Raw genomic sequence first — 17,538 nt, forward strand, 5'->3', positions numbered from 1 at the left:
TTTTAGCTCTTTATTAGCTTGGTGGTTATAAACCAGATTTTAAGCTGGCTTCTATAAATTTGTCTAAGTTGCCGTCAAGTACCGATTGGGTATTACGGCTTTCAACGCCTGTACGTAAATCTTTAATGCGAGCGTCATCGAGTACGTATGAACGAATTTGACTGCCCCAACCAATGTCCGACTTTGAGTCTTCTTGGGTTTGTTTTTCAGCATTTTGTTGTTGTAACTCTAGCTCAAACAGTTTTGCTTTTAACTGTTTCATTGCTTGGGCTTTATTTTTATGTTGTGAGCGCTCATTTTGGCACTGCACTACGGTATTTGTTGGTACGTGCGTAATACGAACCGCTGATTCAGTGGTGTTAACGTGCTGACCACCTGCGCCCGAGGCACGGTAAACGTCAATACGTAAGTCAGACGGGTTCATATCAATTTCAATATTGTCGTCAACTTCTGGGTAAACAAATGCAGAGGCAAACGAAGTATGACGACGACCACTTGAGTCAAACGGGCTTTTTCGCACTAAACGATGCACGCCAGTTTCGGTACGTAACCAACCATACGCGTATTCGCCAACAAAGCGAACTGTTGCGCCTTTAATTCCTGCAACATCGCCGCCAGTAGCTTCCACTAATTCAACTTTAAAGCCTTTAGCTTCGCCCCAGCGTAAATACATACGCAGCAAAATATTACACCAGTCTTGTGCTTCAGTACCGCCAGAACCAGATTGTAAATCAAGGTAAGCGTCGTTTGAGTCATGAGGACCGCTAAACATACGACGAAACTCTAACGCTTCTAGTTGCTCGTTCAAGTCTGCTAGTTCGCTTTGTGCTTCATCAAAGGTTTCTTGATCTTCGGCTTCTACAGCAAGCTCAAGTAAGCCTTCAACGTCGTCAGTACCCGTCACTAAAGTATCGATAGTTTCAACAACAGCTTCTAATGCCGACTTTTCACGGCCGAGAGCTTGTGCGCGTTCAGGTTCATTCCATACGGCTGAGTCTTCAAGTTCGGCGTTAACTTCTTCTAAGCGTTCTTGTTTAAGAGCATAGTCAAAGGTACCCCCGAAGCAACTCAGTACGTTCGCGAATTTCCTTGATTTGGTTAATCACAGGATTCACTTCAAACATGGTCATTACTCCAAAATGGCTAGGTTATTACGCCCCTTAAAAAGGAATTAACGCAATATATTATCGTCAAATGATAAAAACGCCCGATTTTAACAAAAAACCGTGCGCTTTATTAGCACTTTATGCGATCTATTCTAGATATTTTTTAGCTGGCTTTTTCTAGCTCTCGGATAATTAATTGCAGGGTGAACTTGCCTCTAAACTCATTTATATCGAGCTGATACGCTGCTTTAACAAATTGTGCGTTGTTATCTGGCCATTCTTTTACATCAATGCCAAAAGCTATGGCATCAACTAAGCGGCCTGATTGATGTTTTAATACTAGTTTTAAATGCTTTTCGCCCACTATACGCTGCTGAATTAACTCAAATGTGTGCTCAAATACCGGTTCAGGAAATTGCTGCCCCCAAGGGCCCGCTTGTTTTAATTGCTGGGCAAAATCCATGGTAAAACACTCATTTGGCAACTCGCCATCGGTAAATACAATGCAGCGTTTACTTTCTTCACTAAGCTGGGCGCTAACGGCAGTATCAAAGGCGTGTTTAAATTCGCTAAATTGCTGCTCATTAATACTTAAACCGGCCGCCATGGCATGGCCACCAAACTTACTAATTAAGTGCGGATCGGCCGTACTTAGCCCTTCGAGTAAATCGCGTATGTGCAGCCCTTCAATTGAGCGACATGACCCTTTTATCTCACCGTTTTCGCCACCCGCAAATACAACTGTTGGGCGGTGGTATTTTTCTTTTAAACGCCCGGCTAAAATACCGATAACACCTTGGTGCCAATCCTCTTGGTATAAACAAATAGCGTCGGGAATATTGTCATCATTAAACGCTAACTTATCAAGCACAGCTTGCGCTTCATGCTGCATGCCTTGCTCTATTTCGCGGCGTGCAAAGTTTAAGCTATCTAGCTCACTAGCAATGCGCCTAGCTTGGTTTATATCGGTACTGAGTAAGCAGGCTATGCCTAAACTCATGTCATCTAAACGCCCTGCGGCATTTAAGCGCGGAGCAAGCGAAAAACCAAAGTCGCTGGCACTCAATCTTGAGGCATTACGATTAGCAACCTCAATGAGGGCAGTAATGCCTGGGCGAGTTTTACCACTGCGAATACGCGCTAGTCCTTGGTGCACCAATGTCCGGTTATTGGCATCAAGCGCCACTACATCGGCTACAGTACCAAGCGCAACTATGTCGAGCAGGTCGGCTAAGTTAGGCATAGGCTGCTGCGCAAAATGATTTTGCTCACGCAGTGTGCTTCTAAGGGCAATAAGTAAGTAAAAAGCCACACCAACACCTGCAATCGATTTAGACGGAAAGCTGCAGTCGTGCCTGTTCGGGTTTACTATGGCATCAGCATTAGGGAGTGTTTCGCCCTGTAGGTGATGGTCGGTAACCAGTACTTTAATATTGGCGGCTTTTACAATATCAATACCCGCAATACAGGAAATACCGTTATCGACTGTAATTACTAAATCGGGTTTAAGCTGTACTATTTGCGCAGCTAACGCCGGGCTTAAACCATAACCTAAGCTAAACCGATCAGGTACTAAGTAATCTAAATGAGCAAAGCCAAACATGGCCAAGCCTTGCATTAATGTAGCGGTACTGGTTGCACCATCAGCATCAAAATCGCCAACAATTAAAATATGGCTTTGGGCATGTAGCGCCTCAATTAACAAGTCGCAGGCTTTGTCCATATCTTTAAATAACTTAAAGTCGTGTAATGTGGCAGCGCTGTTATTTAGCTCATCGGCATGGGAAACATTTCGCGTGGCATAAATTTGCTTAATTACAGGGTGTAAATGACTCGGTAAATGTGAATCATCGACGTTTTCGCGCGTTTGGATCGTTTTTTTCATGCAGATTTTTAACTTATTTAGTTCATCATAAATATACAAAAAAAGGCCTTTCGGCCTTTTTTATGCGCACCGTAAATTTAATTACTATGGGGCTTTACTGGCGTTAAGCGCAGCGCTTAATGCGGCAGCTGGCTGGTAACCTGGGATCATGGTGCCATCTTCTAAAATAATAGCAGGTGTACCGGTAACACCAAAGCTTTGACCTAGCTGATAATGCTCAGCAACTGGCGCACTACAACCTTTAACTGCTGTAGTGTTTGAGCCACTTTTAGCTTCGGTTAGTGCTTCTTGTTGATCTTTAGCACACCATACGTTCATTAAGTCATTATAACCTGAACCTTGTAGGCCACCGCGCGGAAACGCTAAATACTTAACGGTAATACCCGCTTCAAGTAAATCATCTAGCTCACGGTGTAATTTACGACAATAACCACAGCTAATGTCGGTAAATACGGTAATGCTATGTTTTTCGTTAGGTGCTTTGTACACTATCATCGAATCTTCGTATTCTTTTAACCCAGATTGGCGCACGCCATTTAGTGCTTTTTCGGTTAAATTACTACGATTATTTAAGTCTATAAGTGTCCCTTGCATTAAAAACTGTCCGTCTGGGCTTGCATAAAGCACACCTTGATTAGTGATCAGTTCTTTTAAACCCGCTACTGGGCTTGGGTTTATTTGCTTAACGGTAACACCAAGCGCGGCAAATTTAATAACAATAGGATCATTAGCGTTAGGGGCTACAGCCACATCATTCGCTACGGCACTTAAACTAGTGCATAACATGGCACCTGCTAACATTAATTTTTTCATAATTCTTCTCTATTTTTATAAATACATATCAATTGACCGGCTTAGTGATAATAAATTTCATATTAAGCACGTGGATGATGCTGCGCATGTACCGATTTTAATCGCTCATTTGCAACATGCGTATATATTTGGGTGGTTGATAAATCACTGTGTCCTAACATCATTTGAACCACACGTAAGTCTGCCCCATGATTTAATAAGTGGGTTGCAAATGCATGGCGCAATGTATGCGGTGACAATGACGACTCAATTGATGCCAAAATAGCATAGTGCTTCACTCTATGCCAAAAAGTTTGTCGGGTCATGCCAACCCCTCGCTTTGAGGGAAACACAAAGTCGGTGGCGTGTTTAATCATTTGCGCCCGTCCCACCTTTAAAAACTGCTCAAGCCAATACATGGCCTCTTCGCCCAGTGGCACTAAACGCTCTTTATTCCCCTTACCTTTTACAAACACTACAGCTTGGCGCAAATTAATTTGTTCAATCCGCAGCCCTACAAGCTCACTAACCCGCAAACCTGTTGCATATAGTAACTCAAGCATGGCTTTATCGCGCAGCCCCATTGGCTCATCGGTATTGGGAGCGCTCAGTAGCGCCTCTACTTCAGCCTCCGAAAGCGTTTTAGGCAAAGACTGTCCTGCTTTAGGTTGCGCAATATTGAGCATTGGCGAGTCGCTAATTAACTTTTCGCGCACAAAGTACTGATAAAAACGCTTAAGCGCACTAATACTACGCGCAGTACTACGCGGCTTTAAGCCTAGATCAACTCTATGGGCTAAATAGCTTTCAACGTCTAGGCCGGTTACAGTCATTAAATTTTTGCCTTTTAAAAACTGGCAAAACTTATCTAAATCGCTGCGATACGCCGATAGTGTATTTTCACTCACCCCTTGCTCTAAATACAAACAATCTAAAAAGGTTTCTAGGTAGTCGTTATTGCTTTTTGGTGCCGTGCTTGGTTCTGAAAAGTCGTCAGCTAGCGTTGTCACTTTTGTGCTCTCATTTTTGTTATAGCCATTGCCTAAGGTATCAATTAAAAACACCTTACGGTAAACTTGAGCTTATCATATCAGGCAATTACACAGTGATAAATACGATGCAAATTGGTTTATTTTTTGGCTCTACTACCTGCTACACCGAAATGGCAGCAGAAAAAATTCGCGACATTATTGGTGCCGATATCGTTACCTTGCATAATATTAAAGACGAACCACTAAAAAATGCAGAGCAATACGATTTCATTATTTTTGGCATTTCAACCTGGGATTTTGGTGAAATACAAGAAGACTGGGAGTCAAAGTGGGACGACATAGCAGACGTAAACTTAAATGGTAAAACCATCGCGTTATTTGGCATGGGTGATCAACAAGGTTACGGCCAGTGGTTTCAAGATGCGCTTGGCATGCTACACGACGAAATAAGTCCGCAAACATTTACCCAGTTAGGTTTTTGGCCAAACGACAATAGTTACGAGTTTGAAGCATCTAAAGCACTCACCGAAGACGGTACACACTTTGTTGGTTTAGCCCTTGATGAAGACAGCCAGTACGAGCTAAGCGACGAGCGTATTGCCACTTGGGTTGAACAGGTAATGACCGAGTACAGCGAAACCCTGTAATACTGTTTATTATTGTTGTACTTGTAAAGCGCAGCCACACTGCGCTTTAATTTTATTGGCTAACTACTCTACTCTTAGCCAATATTGGTTACGATAAAAAAAGCCAATATAACCACGCACTTCTAATTTTTCACCAGCATCTTGAGTCGTTAAGCGCACTGTATAGCTTTTACCGTTATTTGGGTCGAGTATTTGACCGTCTTCCCAACTACCATCACCGCTATCAATCACATTATCAATAATGGTCATGCCTAATATGGGCTGATCTTTTTTATCGCCCGAGCACTGCGAGCACACTGCATTTTGCTTATCTTTATTTAATAATGTTTCAATGGTGCCGCTTAAAACCCCGTTATTTTCAACAATACGGACATACGACTTAGCTTCATTAGTGTCTTCATCAATGGTTTTCCAAAGCCCAACAGGCGTCATACTGGCAAGTACGCTCTGCGTTGTAAAAAATGTAGCGGCTAAGGCGCTTAATAATACTGATTTAGTTCGTTTTTTCATTATAAGTTTCCTGTATACATATAAACTCATCATACCAGCACTGTTTACCACATTACATCTTCAAATAAAATGCTTTGCATAGCGTAATATAATCTTCGCTATAGTTGTTTTCATTATCTTTTATACACAAAGCTGATTCCACAATGCTCTGGTTTATATAGCTAAAGGTCATTAGGCTTCGGCTAATCGCTTTATTTGGCGTCGCCTTTACTTGGCAATGAGTATTTAAAAAAAGCCCGTTTTGAGTAGCAAGTTCAATAAACACCGCAGCCTCTGTAGTGGGTAAAATTAAGCTAAATGTTGAGCCTGCATGACTGAGCTTTTTAAAAGCACTAATTAGCTCAACAAAACTTAAACCATCTGTATGGCGCGCAATATTACGCGCCTCATTATTACCTTTTAAACTGTGATTAAAATACGGCGGGTTGGCTATCACTACATCAAACGGCTGCGCGCTGTTAAAAGTTTGAATGCTTTGCTGGTGCACCTCTATATTTGGCCACGGGCTAGCGGCAATATTTTGCAACGCTTGTTGGTAAGCATTTTTATCAACTTCTACCGCCGTTATAGTTAACTGGGGGCTGCGCTGTTTGCACATAAGCGCCAGCAATCCCGTGCCTGTACCTATATCGAGCAGGCTGTTGGCATTACTTAAATTAGCCCATGCTCCAAGCAAAATACCATCGGTTGATACCTTCATTGCACACTGTTCGTGCGCAACTTTAAATTGTTTAAATGCAAAACCAGACATTTTTTCACCTTTTCATTCACCAAGCAGGCGTAACCGAGTATAATTAGTGCCATTGTCCTTTATTTTTGACACTCTATGCAATTTTCTGAATTTGATCTTGATAACAAGCTACTCGACGCCATTAATAAAATGGGTTACGAAACGCCAACCAGCATTCAACAACAAGCTATTCCTGAAGCACTTCAGGGGCGTGACATTTTAGCATCTGCGCCTACAGGTACAGGTAAAACAGCCGCCTTTTTAATTCCGGCTATTCAATATTTATTGGATTTTCCGCGTCGTGATCCTGGTTTTGCGCGCGTATTAGTAATGACGCCAACTCGTGAGCTAGCTTATCAAATTCATGAACAATGCGAACTACTTGCTAAACGTACTAACCTTAAAATTGGGGTAGTAACAGGCGGTATTAACTATGGTACGCATAAAGAGATTTTTGAAAAAAATAATGACATTTTAATCGCCACCCCAGGGCGTTTAATGGAATATTTAGAAACCGAAAACTTTCATGCTGAACACGTAGAAATGCTTATTATTGATGAAGCCGACCGCATGCTAGACATGGGCTTTAAAAAAGAAATGAGCCGTATTTGTGACGAAGCTAAAAATCGTCGTCAGTGCTTTTTATTCTCAGCAACCCTTGAAGGCGACAGTGTTGAAAGATTTGCTGAAACAACGCTAAACGATCCAGCATTGCTTGAAGCCGAATCGTCACGCAAAGAAAAGGCTAAAATTCACCAGTGGGTACATTTAGCCGACGACTATCATCATAAACTTGAGCTGTTAGTTAATACCCTTAATGGCCCAGACGTAACTAAAGCCATAGTGTTTGTTAAAACCCGTGAGCGCCTTGAAACGCTAATTGGTGAACTAACAACTAACGACGTTAAAGCAGCCTGGTTACGCGGCGAAATGCCGCAAGACAAACGCATGAAAGCGATGGAAAACTTCCATAGCGGCAAAACCCGTATATTAGTTGCTACCGATGTAGCGGCGCGCGGTATCGACGTGGCTGATATTAGCCATGTAATAAACTTTGACCTACCACGCACAGCCGATATATACGTACACCGTATTGGCCGTACGGGCCGCGCTGGTAAAAAAGGCATCGCTCTTTCACTGGTTGAAGCGCACGATATTGGCATTCTTTATAAAATAGAGCGCTATATTGAGCAAAAACTTAAACGCCGTGTTATTAAAGGATTAGAGCCAAAGCATAAAGAAGCTAAGCCGCCGGCTAAAAAGCGTAAAGATCCGGTTAAAATGAAAGCGAAGAAAAAAGCTAAGGTTAAAAAGAAAAAGTAACTTAAGCGCATACTGTAAGTAGTATTATATTAGCCGACAAAAATGTCGGCTTTTTAATGCCTGCTCCCCCATAACTGCATGGTTTAGGGCTATGTAATCTCTACTTAGTTTTATGTAACAATTGCCCACCTGAATTCCCACTTAATAAAATAGCCTTTATTTTCAGTATATTAAATATGGAACGATAATTGTAACTATCATGGTAACTCTGCCTAATTTGGCTACCCGATTAATTGCAATGTAAGGATATGATTATGAGCCGTTTAAAATTAACTATCGCTTTAGTATCATTTTGTTGTTTGTTTTTATTAGCATGCGCTACAAAAGTGAGTGCTACAACAAATATGGTTGTCGTTAGCAGCCTGGCAACCCAACCTAACTTACAGCAATCGATTACCCACACTTTGCGTACCAACCCTAATTTAGCGCTAAGCGATATTCGCGTACAAGTTAAAAATGGCGAAGTAGATTTATACGGTAAAGCGCAAACAGGTTTTGAGCGTGCGTTGGCACAAAAGTTTTTAGAAAATATGGATGGCGTAAAAATCATTCGTAACAAAATTGATATTATTTAAGTTTTACTTAAATAACTTACATAAAAAATGCCGCTTATTGCAAAATAAGCGGCATTTTTTTCAGTACTCATATATTCAGTAATCAAGCCCAAGCTTAGTAATAAGCCAAACAGGGTAACTACTTTTTAAACTATGAGCTCTATTTAGCTCTTTGGCGATTACTCGCTACCTTTGGTTTTGTATTGGCCTTATGAAATTGGCTAAAACCAGTATGGCGCGTTAATGCTGGGCGCCCACCTCGACTACTTCCTTTTGCAGCTCTTTCGTCGCGCCCTTCTTCTGGCACTAAGCAATTTGGCGCTTTACCTATTAGGTTAGCTTTACCCATTTTGCGCAGTGCTTCGCGGATCATTGGCCAGCCCGCAGGATCGTGATAGCGTAAAATTGCTTTATGTAAACGACGCTGGCGCGCACCTTTCGGCACAGGTACTACTTCGGTATTATTTTTAATATTACGCAGTGAGTTCATCTCGGTATGATAAATAGTGGTCGCATTTGCCATTGGAGATGGGTAAAAATTTTGTACCTGATCAAGTTTAAAGTCGTTCGACTTAAGCCACAAAGCCATGTTTACCATGTCTTCGTCTTTAGTACCTGGGTGCGCCGAAATAAAGTATGGGATTAAATACTGTTTTTTACCCGCTTCTTTTGAGTACTTATCAAATAACGCTTTAAACTGATCGTAAGCTCCCATACCTGGCTTCATCATTTTTGATAATGGTCCATCTTCGGTATGCTCTGGCGCTATTTTTAAATATCCACCTACATGGTGAGTAACTAATTCTTTAACGTAACGTGGATCTTGCACGGCTAAATCGTAGCGTACACCCGAGGCGATTAAGATTTTTTTAATGCCTTTAACTTCACGGGCTTTTTTATACAGCTCAATTGTTGGCGTATGATCGGTATCCATATGCTTACATATTTCAGGGTATACACACGATAAACGTCTACAGGTACTTTCTGCTTTTTTGCTAGTACAACCCAATTTATACATGTTGGCTGTTGGGCCACCTAAGTCAGAAATAACCCCGGTAAACCCGGGTACTTTATCTCTAATTTGCTCAATTTCTTCAATTATTGATTCTTGCGAACGGCTTTGAATAATCCGCCCTTCATGTTCGGTAATCGAACAGAAACTGCAACCACCAAAACAGCCTCGCATAATATTAACTGACGTTTTAATCATGTCGTAGGCAGGTATTTTTGCATCCCCATAGCTAGGATGAGGAATACGTTGATACGGCAAACCAAATACGGCGTCCATTTCATGTGTTTCTAGTGGATATGCTGGGGGATTAACCCAAATAGAACGATCGCCGTGGCGCTGAAAAATAGCACGAGCACAACCTGGGTTAGTTTCTTGGTGCACAATACGAGAAGCATGTGCATACAATGGCTTATTCACACTTACTTGCTCAAACGCAGGTAATTTAACGTAGGTTTTTTCCCATGGCTTAGGGCGCGCTGGCTGAATAGTAATAACCTTGGCGGCTTCGGCTTTTAAGTCTATACCTGCTTGTTTAAATTCTGATTTGCTACAGCCAACATCATCTGCGCCATACGGGTTTGGAATTGGATCAATTTTACCTATTTTATCAATAGCGGTAGAGTCACTGCCACGCCAGCCTGGTAACGGCTCTTTACGAATAACCGCAGTCCCTCGTACATCTTGAATGGTATCGGTACTTTCGCCCGCGGCAATACGATGAGCAACCTCAACCAGTGGGCGCTCCGCATTACCATATATTAAAATATCGGCTTTAGCGTCAAACAAAACACTACGACGCACTTTTTCTTGCCAATAATCGTAATGAGCAACACGGCGTAAACTTGCTTCAATGCCACCTAAAATAAGTGGTACATCTTTATACGCTTCGCGGCAGCGCTGTGAGTAAATGATTACCGCACGATCAGGGCGTTTACCACCAATATTGTCTGGCGTGTAGGCATCATCATGGCGCATGCGTTTTTCAGCAGTATAACGGTTAATCATCGAGTCCATGTTGCCAGCGGTTACACCAAAAAATAAATTGGGTTTACCCAGCGCCATAAACGCTTCTTTAGAGTCCCATTCTGGCTGGGCAATAATACCCACTCTAAAACCTTGCGCCTCAAGTACCCGGCCAATTACTGCCATCCCAAAACTAGGATGATCTACATAAGCATCGCCACTAATAATAATTATATCGCAGCTATCCCAGCCAAGTGCATCCATTTCTTCGCGTGTAGTAGGTAAAAATGGTGCTGTGCCATAACACTCTGCCCAATACTTTGGGTATGAGAATAAGGCGCGCTTAGCTTTAAGTGTGCTCATAAAGTTGACCGTTTAATAACAAAAGGCGCAAATTATACCCTATACCAACCTACCTTGATAGAGCACTACTTTGCTGTGCCGCGCGGTTTTAAAGTGAAGTTTCGTTATTTTTTAATACTTATACACCTAAATTAACTATTACTTTTTATAGGTTGTGGCTAAATATCTAGCTCAATTAAAAAATAGTTGCTATAAAATTAACCTCGAAAGTTAAGCACACCCGAGTTAATATGCTAAATTAATAATAAGTTATGAGTTTGTAACCTAATTTATCTGAGGTTTTTTTATTAAAATATTAAAAATGTTAGTGCAGCTTTTATTAGTTTTACTCTTACTTTTTATCGTTATTGGCCTATTACTACCACAGAGCTATAACGTAACAAAGAGTATTAACATTAATGCTAATACGCACATAGTAAAACCCTTAATCACTGACTTTTCGCAGTGGCATAAATGGTCGCCTTGGAAGAAGCTGGATCCCTCTGTAGAATTTTCCTTAGGTGAGCCAAGCACAGGGGTTGGTGCTCATCAATCATGGCAAAGTAAATGGGGCGCAGGTGAAATGACCACCACAGCGTTAAGTGCAAACAAAATGGTGTTGAATATTTTATTTGCTCAAGAACACATTATTGCCGCTAATGTAATATTTACGCAAAATGCAAAAACGGTCACGGTTACTTTTCAAATTACGGGGCAAGCCACGCTGCCTTTAGTTTCTGGGTATGTGGCTGTGCTTAGTGAGCACATTTTAAGTAACGCAGTATCACTGGGGCTCAATAATTTAAAAACAGTAGCGCAGCTAAGTGATGCACAAACAATAATGGAAAGTCATGGCAGTCAAAACCGCACAAGCAAGAATTAATCTCGCTAATACCATAGAGTCGTTACTGGGTTATCCTATTATTAAAGTAGGCAATAATGAGGCATCCCATAATAATGAGCAAAGTTATGGCCCCCAAGGCAAGGTTAAACCGCTATATCGCATTAATAGCGACAATACCGTTTTAGCTAGAGCACAAAAAAGACAAGACTTACTGCTCATTAAACAACAGCAAAATATAGAAACAATTTTAGCTATGGCAATGGATTTTTGTCCTGACGTAGCCAGTAGTAAACAACCCGATGCCGATTGGGTAGAACACTTTGTAGCACTATGTGGTGATACCTCAAATCAATCTATGCAGTCACTTTGGGCAAAAATACTCACCGGTGAAACGCTTAACCCGGGTACTTTTTCAATAAAAAGTTTGCAAACACTTAAGCATATGACCCAGCGCGAAGCTGACTCTCTACAAAAGTGTGTATCCCTCTCTGGTTATAATGAAAAAGACGATAGCCACTTTATTTTACTGGGGTTTTATAAAAAACCATCACTATTTGATTTGTTACGTAAGGGCAATAAAGTATCTTTAAATTTAGGAAAAACAGGGATTAGCTTTCCTGATATATTAACTTTAATGGATTTAAATTTACTATATCGAAAAGAGATTGAGTCTGCGGTACTAAAAACTGGGCAAGAACTTACGTTATCGTTTTTATCACAAAAAGTAACGTTAAAAGCAAAAAATAGCGATTTAGTATTGAGTTATTATAAGTTTACGCAAACAGGTGATGAGCTATCTAAACTCATTAACTACCCGGTAAATAAAGTGTATAAGCAGTTACTTAATAGTGCACTTGAGAGTGAATTTGAACTAGCGTGGCATACTACTAAGTAGCAAAACCACGCTATATACTATTAATTAGCAGTGTAATTAAAAGTGTACTTGAATGCCCGCAAATGGACCCGATGCATCAATATTAGTGTTAATATCATCAACATCGTCTAGCTCTAATGTCATTGAGCGGTAACCTGCTTTAACAGCAACATCTATTGCTAGGTTATCAATAAATTCCCATGCAATACCCATTTGGTAATCTTGAACTTTGCTATCGTCAATTGCTACAAAGCTGCCCTCAAAAAACACGCTTAAACCGGTAAAAGGTAAGCCTGCTTCAGCGCGGCCGTAAACCAATGGTACAAAGCCTGAAAACTCAACAGTTTCAGTATAATCCGCGCCACCTTGTTGCGTAGTACCTTTAACTAAAATCTCACCATCAAACTGCTTAGCGTTAACACCCAAATCGATAGAGATTAAGTCGTTATCAAAGATTTCGTAATAAAATGTGTAATCAATGTGAGTTAAGTCACTTACTGAATTAACCGTAGTACCTACAACGTAATCTGAACCATTAAAAGAAAATGTTTTATCCAGACGTGTAGAGCCGGTAAGCTCAAGCTCTGTGTATCTTAATTTAATATTAGGTACTAATGGCACTGGATGCTCAAGTGCAGCGTAGTAGCTTACGAAGGTTTCATCGTCAAAATTAAAATCTTGTGGTGCATTTCCTTTATAAGAAAAGCTTCCTTCGTTATCCGCTTTCCAGCCATCAACACCTACATACAAGCCTAATAAGGTATCAGCTTGCGCTGCAGGCGCTAAACATGCCATTGAAAGGGCTGCTGCTAAACAATACTTTTTCATTTTCTATCCTTGGGTCAATAATTCGCTAAGTTCAATAAGAGCCGCATTGGCTCTAGATATATAATTTGCCATAACCAGTGAATGGTTTGCTACATAACCAAAACCATTCCCATTTAATATCATTGGGCTCCATACTGTTTCTTGAGTTGCCTCAAGCTCTCGTATAATTTGCTGCACACTTACGCGTGCATTCTTTTTCTCAAGTACATCGGCAAAGTCATATTCTACCGCTTGTAAGAAATGCAATAAAGCCCAAGTAGCACCGCGCGACTCATAAAATACATCATCAATGTCTAACCATGGCGTTTTTGCTTGCTGTTGTAATGGAGAAAAAGTGGCTTGTGTATTTGATGTATTACCCGCTAAATCAGTGTTTACTTTATCTTGGCCTACACTAGCGCTTAAACGCTGACTCAAGCTACCTAAACGCTTTTCAGCTTCTTTTAGCCAACTGCGCAAGTTATCGGCGCGAGCATAGAATTGACTGTCACGCTCATGGTCATTCGCTATTTGAGTACGATATACCAATAAGTAATCAATGCCTTTTTGGTACTCACCTTCAGCGCTTGGCCACGCCCACGCTTCAGAGCTAATATTAAACTGCGGCTGTGCTTTTTTTAGAGCTTCGTGTTCAGTTGATTGCGATTGCGAACGGCTAAAATCTTTACGCATAGAAAGGGCTAAATCACGCACCATTTCGAGTGCGCCATATTCCCACGCAGGCATATCGTCCATTATTATACTTGGCGGCAAAACATCATTTGATAAATAACCGCCTGGCTTTTCGAGTAACGTACTTGCTACCGTTATTAATGTTGATGTTGTTGTATAACCAATAACAAATTGCTCATTACGTTGCTGCGCTTGCTGCTTTGCTTTTTCTACCACATTAAAACGAGCAGGCTCCGTACTCCAATAAACAGCTATTGCGTAAAAAATAATTAGTAATATAGCTAATGCAGCAACTATTTTCCCTTTATGTTGTGACATTGATCCTCCTAATGATGTGTATGTTGTTTTGATGCTTGTGATTGTTCTGCTTGTGATGCAAGCGATACCACCTGAGCATTGGTAAATACACGGTTGCCATCACTAAAATATAGTGTGAGTTTGCGTTGTTGGCCTACTTTTAACGGTTCTTGTGGTTCAAAAATCATTAAATGATAGCCACCAGGCTTAAAATCGATTTGTTGATGGGCGTTAATTGTTAACGATTCAACTTTTTGCATTTTCATCATGCCATCTACGTGCGAGTGCTCATGAATTTCAACGCGACCTAAGCCATCAATAGTTGCTTTAGTCAACGTAGCCACAGTATCACTATGATTTATAATACTTAAATAACCTACACTTGAAGTTATGGCAGGTAAAAACTCCCTTACTTGTGCATTACTAACCTTAATAATAGCAACATCCGCATCGTGATCATGCCCTGAATGTGCCATCGATGATGATGAAAAAAGACTTAAAACCGACACCAAAACAATTGAAATACACTGTTTAATCACCACTCTAATCCTTGTTAAAACATAATGCTAAGTATCAAATTTAACATAGTTCAGTTGCAATAGTCAGTTAATTTGGAGTTAAGATGCTACTTTTTTGTTATCAGCTACTAACCAGCAAAGTACCGCAATAAATAGTAACGGCCAAGCAATCATCAGCGATCCAAATAAAAATGCCAATACAGTTCCGACTAATGCAACTGCTGCTGCGCCAACTAATCCTATCGTTATTAGTACTGCAGCAGCTACAAAAATAATAATAGCCGCTAAAGCTCCTATTAGCTCAAGCCCAGTCCAACTTGTATCTGCAATCCAAAGCGGTAATTGCCAAGTATCAAAGTGCACCGCAGAGACAACATCAGTAAAAAATAGTAAATAAACAATTATACATACGGCTAACGCTTTCATTTAGCTCTCCTTAATTCAATCTAAATGTAAATTAGCTTAAATTGCTTTTTCTTCTAGGCAGCAATGCGCAATAAAATAACCTAGTGCAATTGCAAACGGAAAACTCAAAAATAATAAAATAGTGACAAGTCGTGTTGACCACACAGGTAAATCTAATCGCTGCGCTAAACCACTGCACACACCAGATATTTTTTTATCTAGTGGATCTTTGTACCAACCACGTTTGCTGTTAAAACTATTCATAATTATCTCCTTAAGCACTCTGTTTTAAGTTAGTTTTTAAATCAGCTTTTAAGCGAGCTAATTCTGCATCTACTTGTTCGTTTTTCACCAAAGCGTCTATTTGTGCAGCTATAGTATTTTCTGAATCAGTAAGCTCGTACGCTTCTACCTGTGCTTCAATACCTTCTACGCGCTGCTCTACTTTCTCAAATCGAGAGAGTGCATGTGCAACTTTTTCACTTTGTAATTGGCTATTTATTTGCCCCCTTGCAGCCACTATATTGTGCCGCTGTACTAACTGTGTTTGCTTGGCTTTAGCCTCGGCTATTTTTTGTTGCAAACGCTGACAATCCGCTGTCATTTTAGTTATTGATTGCTGCAGCGTTTCTAGTTGCAGCTGCTTTGCTACAACTGTGTTACTAATGGCTTGTTTTTCAAGTAAAGCTGATTTTGCTAAATCATCTCGACCTCTCTCTATTGCTAGCTCAGCTTTATCCTGCCAATATACTAAATTGTTATTTTTATTTTCAATTTGACGTTTAAGTGTTTTTTCTTCGCACAACAAAGCCGCTGTCGTAATGCGACACTCAGTAAGTGCATCTTGCATCTCGCTGAGCATTAAATTAAGTAATTTTTCTGGATCTTCTGCCTTGTCTAATATCGACACTATATTTGCTTGAACAATATCGGTTACGCGATTAAATATTCCCATGAGATTCTCCTGTTAACTTTTTAAGTGATTACACAAATTAGATTCCAAGAGTTATGCCAAGTAATAACATAAACAGTAAAACACATTAAATTCAGAAACTTAAACTTATAATTTATAAATTAAAGTTACTTTTAACTGAATATGATTAAGTGTAATTAGCCAATAAACTAAACTTTTGACTATTTTTTAGGATCAAAAAAGCCATCCGAAGATGGCTGTATTTATTCATTTATTAAATTATTCACTTAGCTGATTATTCAGGTACAAAACTCAAAGCTTTATCCATTACCGATAAGTCGGCTTGTTTTCCATGGCCATTTTCAGACAGATGACGCCTAAATCCACGGGCACCAGGCTGCCCCTGAAAAATCCCCAGCATATGACGAGCAACATGCCAAAAGTTAGCCCCTAAGCGCATTTCGTCTTCAATATAACTATACATAGAGCGCACGACATCATGACGAGATTGCGTGTTAGCGATATCACCATAAATCTTTTCATCCACTTCATTGAGTATAAACGGGTTGCTATACGCTTCTCTACCAATCATCACACCATCAATATGCTGTAAATGCTCTAAACTTTGTTCAATTGTTTTAACGCCACCATTAAGACTTAAATCGAGTTGTGGATAATCTTTTTTCAACTTATAAACACGTGGATAATCAAGCGGCGGTACCTCACGGTTTTCTTTAGGGCTTAACCCCTTTAACCAAGCTTTACGAGCATGAATAATAAAATCATCACACCCAACATTATGCGAAGCTTCTATAAGTGCACACAAAAACTCATACGAGTCTTGCTCATCAATACCAATGCGCGTTTTAACCGTAACAGGTATATTTACTTCTGCTTTCATTGCCGCCACACAGTCAGCAACTAATTGCGGCTCACCCATTAAACAAGCACCGAAACGACCATTCTGCACGCGATCTGACGGGCAACCTACGTTTAAGTTAATTTCGTCATAACCACGCTCACCCGCAAGCTTTGCACATTGTGCAAGAGCCTGTGGATCAGAGCCACCCAGCTGCAATGCAACGGGCCCTTCGTGTTGATTAAAGTGTAGGTAGTCGCCTCGGCCAAACAAAATAGCACCCGTGGTGATCATTTCCGTGTACAACACTGTATGCTTAGTCATTTTACGATGAAAAGTACGACAATGACGATCAGTCCAATCCAACATAGGCGCCACGCTAAACCGTCTAAACCCTGTATTACCTGCTACTACTGGGCTTAAGCCCTTATTTAGTGTGTTATTCATATAGTCTGAATTACCTTGAATTGCC

General features: G+C 40.6%; 19 protein-coding genes. 5 read left to right on the forward strand and 14 right to left on the reverse strand.

Annotation, left to right across the window (positions count from 1 at the left end; all coding sequences use genetic code 11):
- Window positions 1-25 precede the first annotated feature (25 nt).
- The 4 genes from prfB to xerD all read right to left on the reverse strand — a co-directional run bounded on the left by prfB (window position 26) and on the right by xerD (window position 4,793).
- A protein-coding gene (prfB, locus tag I6E78_RS15460; protein ID WP_011327220.1) for a peptide chain release factor 2 occupies window positions 26-1,124 on the reverse strand; the annotation gives its coding sequence in 2 pieces (ribosomal slippage) (window positions 26-1,048 and window positions 1,050-1,124; 1,098 coding nt in all).
- Window positions 1,125-1,269: 145 nt separating this feature from the next.
- Window positions 1,270-2,991: a single-stranded-DNA-specific exonuclease RecJ gene (recJ, locus tag I6E78_RS15465; protein ID WP_197182847.1), complete on the reverse strand. Its 1,722-nt coding sequence runs from the start codon at window positions 2,989-2,991 to the stop codon at window positions 1,270-1,272.
- An 84-nt stretch (window positions 2,992-3,075) separates the two neighbouring features.
- Window positions 3,076-3,804: a bifunctional protein-disulfide isomerase/oxidoreductase DsbC gene (gene dsbC / locus I6E78_RS15470; protein WP_086999378.1), complete on the reverse strand. Its 729-nt coding sequence runs from the start codon at window positions 3,802-3,804 to the stop codon at window positions 3,076-3,078.
- A 62-nt stretch (window positions 3,805-3,866) separates the two neighbouring features.
- Window positions 3,867-4,793, reverse strand: a complete 927-nt coding sequence (gene xerD / locus I6E78_RS15475; RefSeq protein WP_011327217.1) for a site-specific tyrosine recombinase XerD — start codon at window positions 4,791-4,793, stop codon at window positions 3,867-3,869.
- A gap of 107 nt (window positions 4,794-4,900) precedes the next feature.
- Here xerD and fldB point away from each other — a divergent pair, with 107 nt between their 5' ends.
- Complete coding sequence (gene fldB / locus I6E78_RS15480) at window positions 4,901-5,422, forward strand: flavodoxin FldB (RefSeq protein ID WP_011327216.1); 522 nt, start codon at window positions 4,901-4,903, stop codon at window positions 5,420-5,422.
- Between the two features lie 63 nt (window positions 5,423-5,485).
- On the opposite strand, the gene I6E78_RS15485 is transcribed toward fldB, so the two are convergent.
- Window positions 5,486-5,932 (reverse strand): DUF2147 domain-containing protein, encoded by a 447-nt coding sequence (locus tag I6E78_RS15485; protein ID WP_011327215.1) that lies wholly within the window; start codon window positions 5,930-5,932, stop codon window positions 5,486-5,488.
- Window positions 5,933-5,984: 52 nt separating this feature from the next.
- The gene (locus I6E78_RS15490) at window positions 5,985-6,683 is read right to left on the reverse strand and encodes a tRNA1(Val) (adenine(37)-N6)-methyltransferase (protein ID WP_197182848.1); all 699 of its coding nucleotides are present in this window, start codon (window positions 6,681-6,683) and stop codon (window positions 5,985-5,987) included.
- 75 nt (window positions 6,684-6,758) lie between these two features.
- On the opposite strand from I6E78_RS15490, the gene srmB reads away from it, so the two are divergent.
- Window positions 6,759-7,985, forward strand: coding sequence for an ATP-dependent RNA helicase SrmB (srmB, locus tag I6E78_RS15495; protein WP_058372586.1), 1,227 nt, complete (start codon window positions 6,759-6,761; stop codon window positions 7,983-7,985).
- A gap of 254 nt (window positions 7,986-8,239) precedes the next feature.
- Window positions 8,240-8,560, forward strand: a complete 321-nt coding sequence (locus I6E78_RS15500; RefSeq protein WP_011327212.1) for a BON domain-containing protein — start codon at window positions 8,240-8,242, stop codon at window positions 8,558-8,560.
- A gap of 139 nt (window positions 8,561-8,699) precedes the next feature.
- On the opposite strand, the gene I6E78_RS15505 is transcribed toward I6E78_RS15500, so the two are convergent.
- Complete coding sequence (locus I6E78_RS15505; RefSeq protein ID WP_011327211.1) at window positions 8,700-10,877, reverse strand: YgiQ family radical SAM protein; 2,178 nt, start codon at window positions 10,875-10,877, stop codon at window positions 8,700-8,702.
- 301 nt (window positions 10,878-11,178) lie between these two features.
- On the opposite strand from I6E78_RS15505, the gene I6E78_RS15510 reads away from it, so the two are divergent.
- Together I6E78_RS15510 and I6E78_RS15515 are read left to right on the forward strand one after the other, a co-directional pair.
- Window positions 11,179-11,739 (forward strand): SRPBCC family protein, encoded by a 561-nt coding sequence (locus I6E78_RS15510; protein ID WP_011327210.1) that lies wholly within the window; start codon window positions 11,179-11,181, stop codon window positions 11,737-11,739.
- Entirely contained in the window at window positions 11,708-12,595 is an 888-nt protein-coding gene (locus I6E78_RS15515; RefSeq protein ID WP_011327209.1) for a TIGR03899 family protein, read from the forward strand. The genes I6E78_RS15510 and I6E78_RS15515 overlap by 32 nt, the downstream gene beginning before the upstream one ends.
- Before the next feature lie 36 nt (window positions 12,596-12,631).
- Here I6E78_RS15515 and I6E78_RS15520 read toward each other — a convergent pair whose 3' ends face one another.
- The 7 genes from I6E78_RS15520 to dusA form a co-directional block, all read right to left on the reverse strand.
- Window positions 12,632-13,402 (reverse strand): TIGR04219 family outer membrane beta-barrel protein, encoded by a 771-nt coding sequence (locus I6E78_RS15520; RefSeq protein WP_086996921.1) that lies wholly within the window; start codon window positions 13,400-13,402, stop codon window positions 12,632-12,634.
- A 3-nt stretch (window positions 13,403-13,405) separates the two neighbouring features.
- A complete protein-coding gene (locus I6E78_RS15525) occupies window positions 13,406-14,392 on the reverse strand; it encodes a DUF2333 family protein (RefSeq protein WP_011327207.1) in 987 nt (328 codons plus the stop codon).
- A gap of 8 nt (window positions 14,393-14,400) precedes the next feature.
- Window positions 14,401-14,910: a copper chaperone PCu(A)C gene (locus tag I6E78_RS15530; protein WP_197182849.1), complete on the reverse strand. Its 510-nt coding sequence runs from the start codon at window positions 14,908-14,910 to the stop codon at window positions 14,401-14,403.
- Between the two features lie 78 nt (window positions 14,911-14,988).
- Window positions 14,989-15,315, reverse strand: coding sequence for a hypothetical protein (locus tag I6E78_RS15535; protein WP_197182850.1), 327 nt, complete (start codon window positions 15,313-15,315; stop codon window positions 14,989-14,991).
- A 36-nt stretch (window positions 15,316-15,351) separates the two neighbouring features.
- The gene (locus I6E78_RS15540; RefSeq protein ID WP_086996915.1) at window positions 15,352-15,558 is read right to left on the reverse strand and encodes a PspC domain-containing protein; all 207 of its coding nucleotides are present in this window, start codon (window positions 15,556-15,558) and stop codon (window positions 15,352-15,354) included.
- A gap of 10 nt (window positions 15,559-15,568) precedes the next feature.
- Window positions 15,569-16,249 (reverse strand): PspA/IM30 family protein, encoded by a 681-nt coding sequence (locus I6E78_RS15545; RefSeq protein ID WP_197182851.1) that lies wholly within the window; start codon window positions 16,247-16,249, stop codon window positions 15,569-15,571.
- Window positions 16,250-16,502: 253 nt separating this feature from the next.
- On the reverse strand, window positions 16,503-17,435 hold the full coding sequence (dusA, locus tag I6E78_RS15550) for a tRNA dihydrouridine(20/20a) synthase DusA (protein WP_231618019.1): 933 nt from the start codon (window positions 17,433-17,435) through the stop codon (window positions 16,503-16,505).
- Window positions 17,436-17,538 lie beyond the last annotated feature (103 nt).

Origin of the sequence: Pseudoalteromonas sp. NZS127 (assembly GCF_015864805.1) — a bacterium.
GTDB lineage: Bacteria > Pseudomonadota > Gammaproteobacteria > Enterobacterales > Alteromonadaceae > Pseudoalteromonas > Pseudoalteromonas nigrifaciens.

Excerpts from the sequence above, each read along its gene's own strand:
- I6E78_RS15485 (WP_011327215.1), bottom strand. The coding sequence starts at position 5,932 with ATGAAAAAACGAACTAAATCAGTATTATTAAGCGCCTTAGCCGCTACA.
- fldB (WP_011327216.1), top strand. The coding sequence starts at position 4,901 with ATGCAAATTGGTTTATTTTTTGGCTCTACTACCTGCTACACCGAAATG.
- srmB (WP_058372586.1), top strand. The coding sequence starts at position 6,759 with ATGCAATTTTCTGAATTTGATCTTGATAACAAGCTACTCGACGCCATT.
- I6E78_RS15510 (WP_011327210.1), top strand. The coding sequence starts at position 11,179 with ATGTTAGTGCAGCTTTTATTAGTTTTACTCTTACTTTTTATCGTTATT.
- I6E78_RS15520 (WP_086996921.1), bottom strand. The coding sequence starts at position 13,402 with ATGAAAAAGTATTGTTTAGCAGCAGCCCTTTCAATGGCATGTTTAGCG.
- recJ (WP_197182847.1), bottom strand. The coding sequence starts at position 2,991 with ATGAAAAAAACGATCCAAACGCGCGAAAACGTCGATGATTCACATTTA.
- I6E78_RS15540 (WP_086996915.1), bottom strand. The coding sequence starts at position 15,558 with ATGAATAGTTTTAACAGCAAACGTGGTTGGTACAAAGATCCACTAGAT.
- I6E78_RS15515 (WP_011327209.1), top strand. The coding sequence starts at position 11,708 with ATGGCAGTCAAAACCGCACAAGCAAGAATTAATCTCGCTAATACCATA.
- dusA (WP_231618019.1), bottom strand. The coding sequence starts at position 17,435 with ATGTTGGATTGGACTGATCGTCATTGTCGTACTTTTCATCGTAAAATG.
- I6E78_RS15500 (WP_011327212.1), top strand. The coding sequence starts at position 8,240 with ATGAGCCGTTTAAAATTAACTATCGCTTTAGTATCATTTTGTTGTTTG.
- I6E78_RS15490 (WP_197182848.1), bottom strand. The coding sequence starts at position 6,683 with ATGTCTGGTTTTGCATTTAAACAATTTAAAGTTGCGCACGAACAGTGT.
- I6E78_RS15505 (WP_011327211.1), bottom strand. The coding sequence starts at position 10,877 with ATGAGCACACTTAAAGCTAAGCGCGCCTTATTCTCATACCCAAAGTAT.
- dsbC (WP_086999378.1), bottom strand. The coding sequence starts at position 3,804 with ATGAAAAAATTAATGTTAGCAGGTGCCATGTTATGCACTAGTTTAAGT.
- I6E78_RS15545 (WP_197182851.1), bottom strand. The coding sequence starts at position 16,249 with ATGGGAATATTTAATCGCGTAACCGATATTGTTCAAGCAAATATAGTG.
- I6E78_RS15525 (WP_011327207.1), bottom strand. The coding sequence starts at position 14,392 with ATGTCACAACATAAAGGGAAAATAGTTGCTGCATTAGCTATATTACTA.
- I6E78_RS15535 (WP_197182850.1), bottom strand. The coding sequence starts at position 15,315 with ATGAAAGCGTTAGCCGTATGTATAATTGTTTATTTACTATTTTTTACT.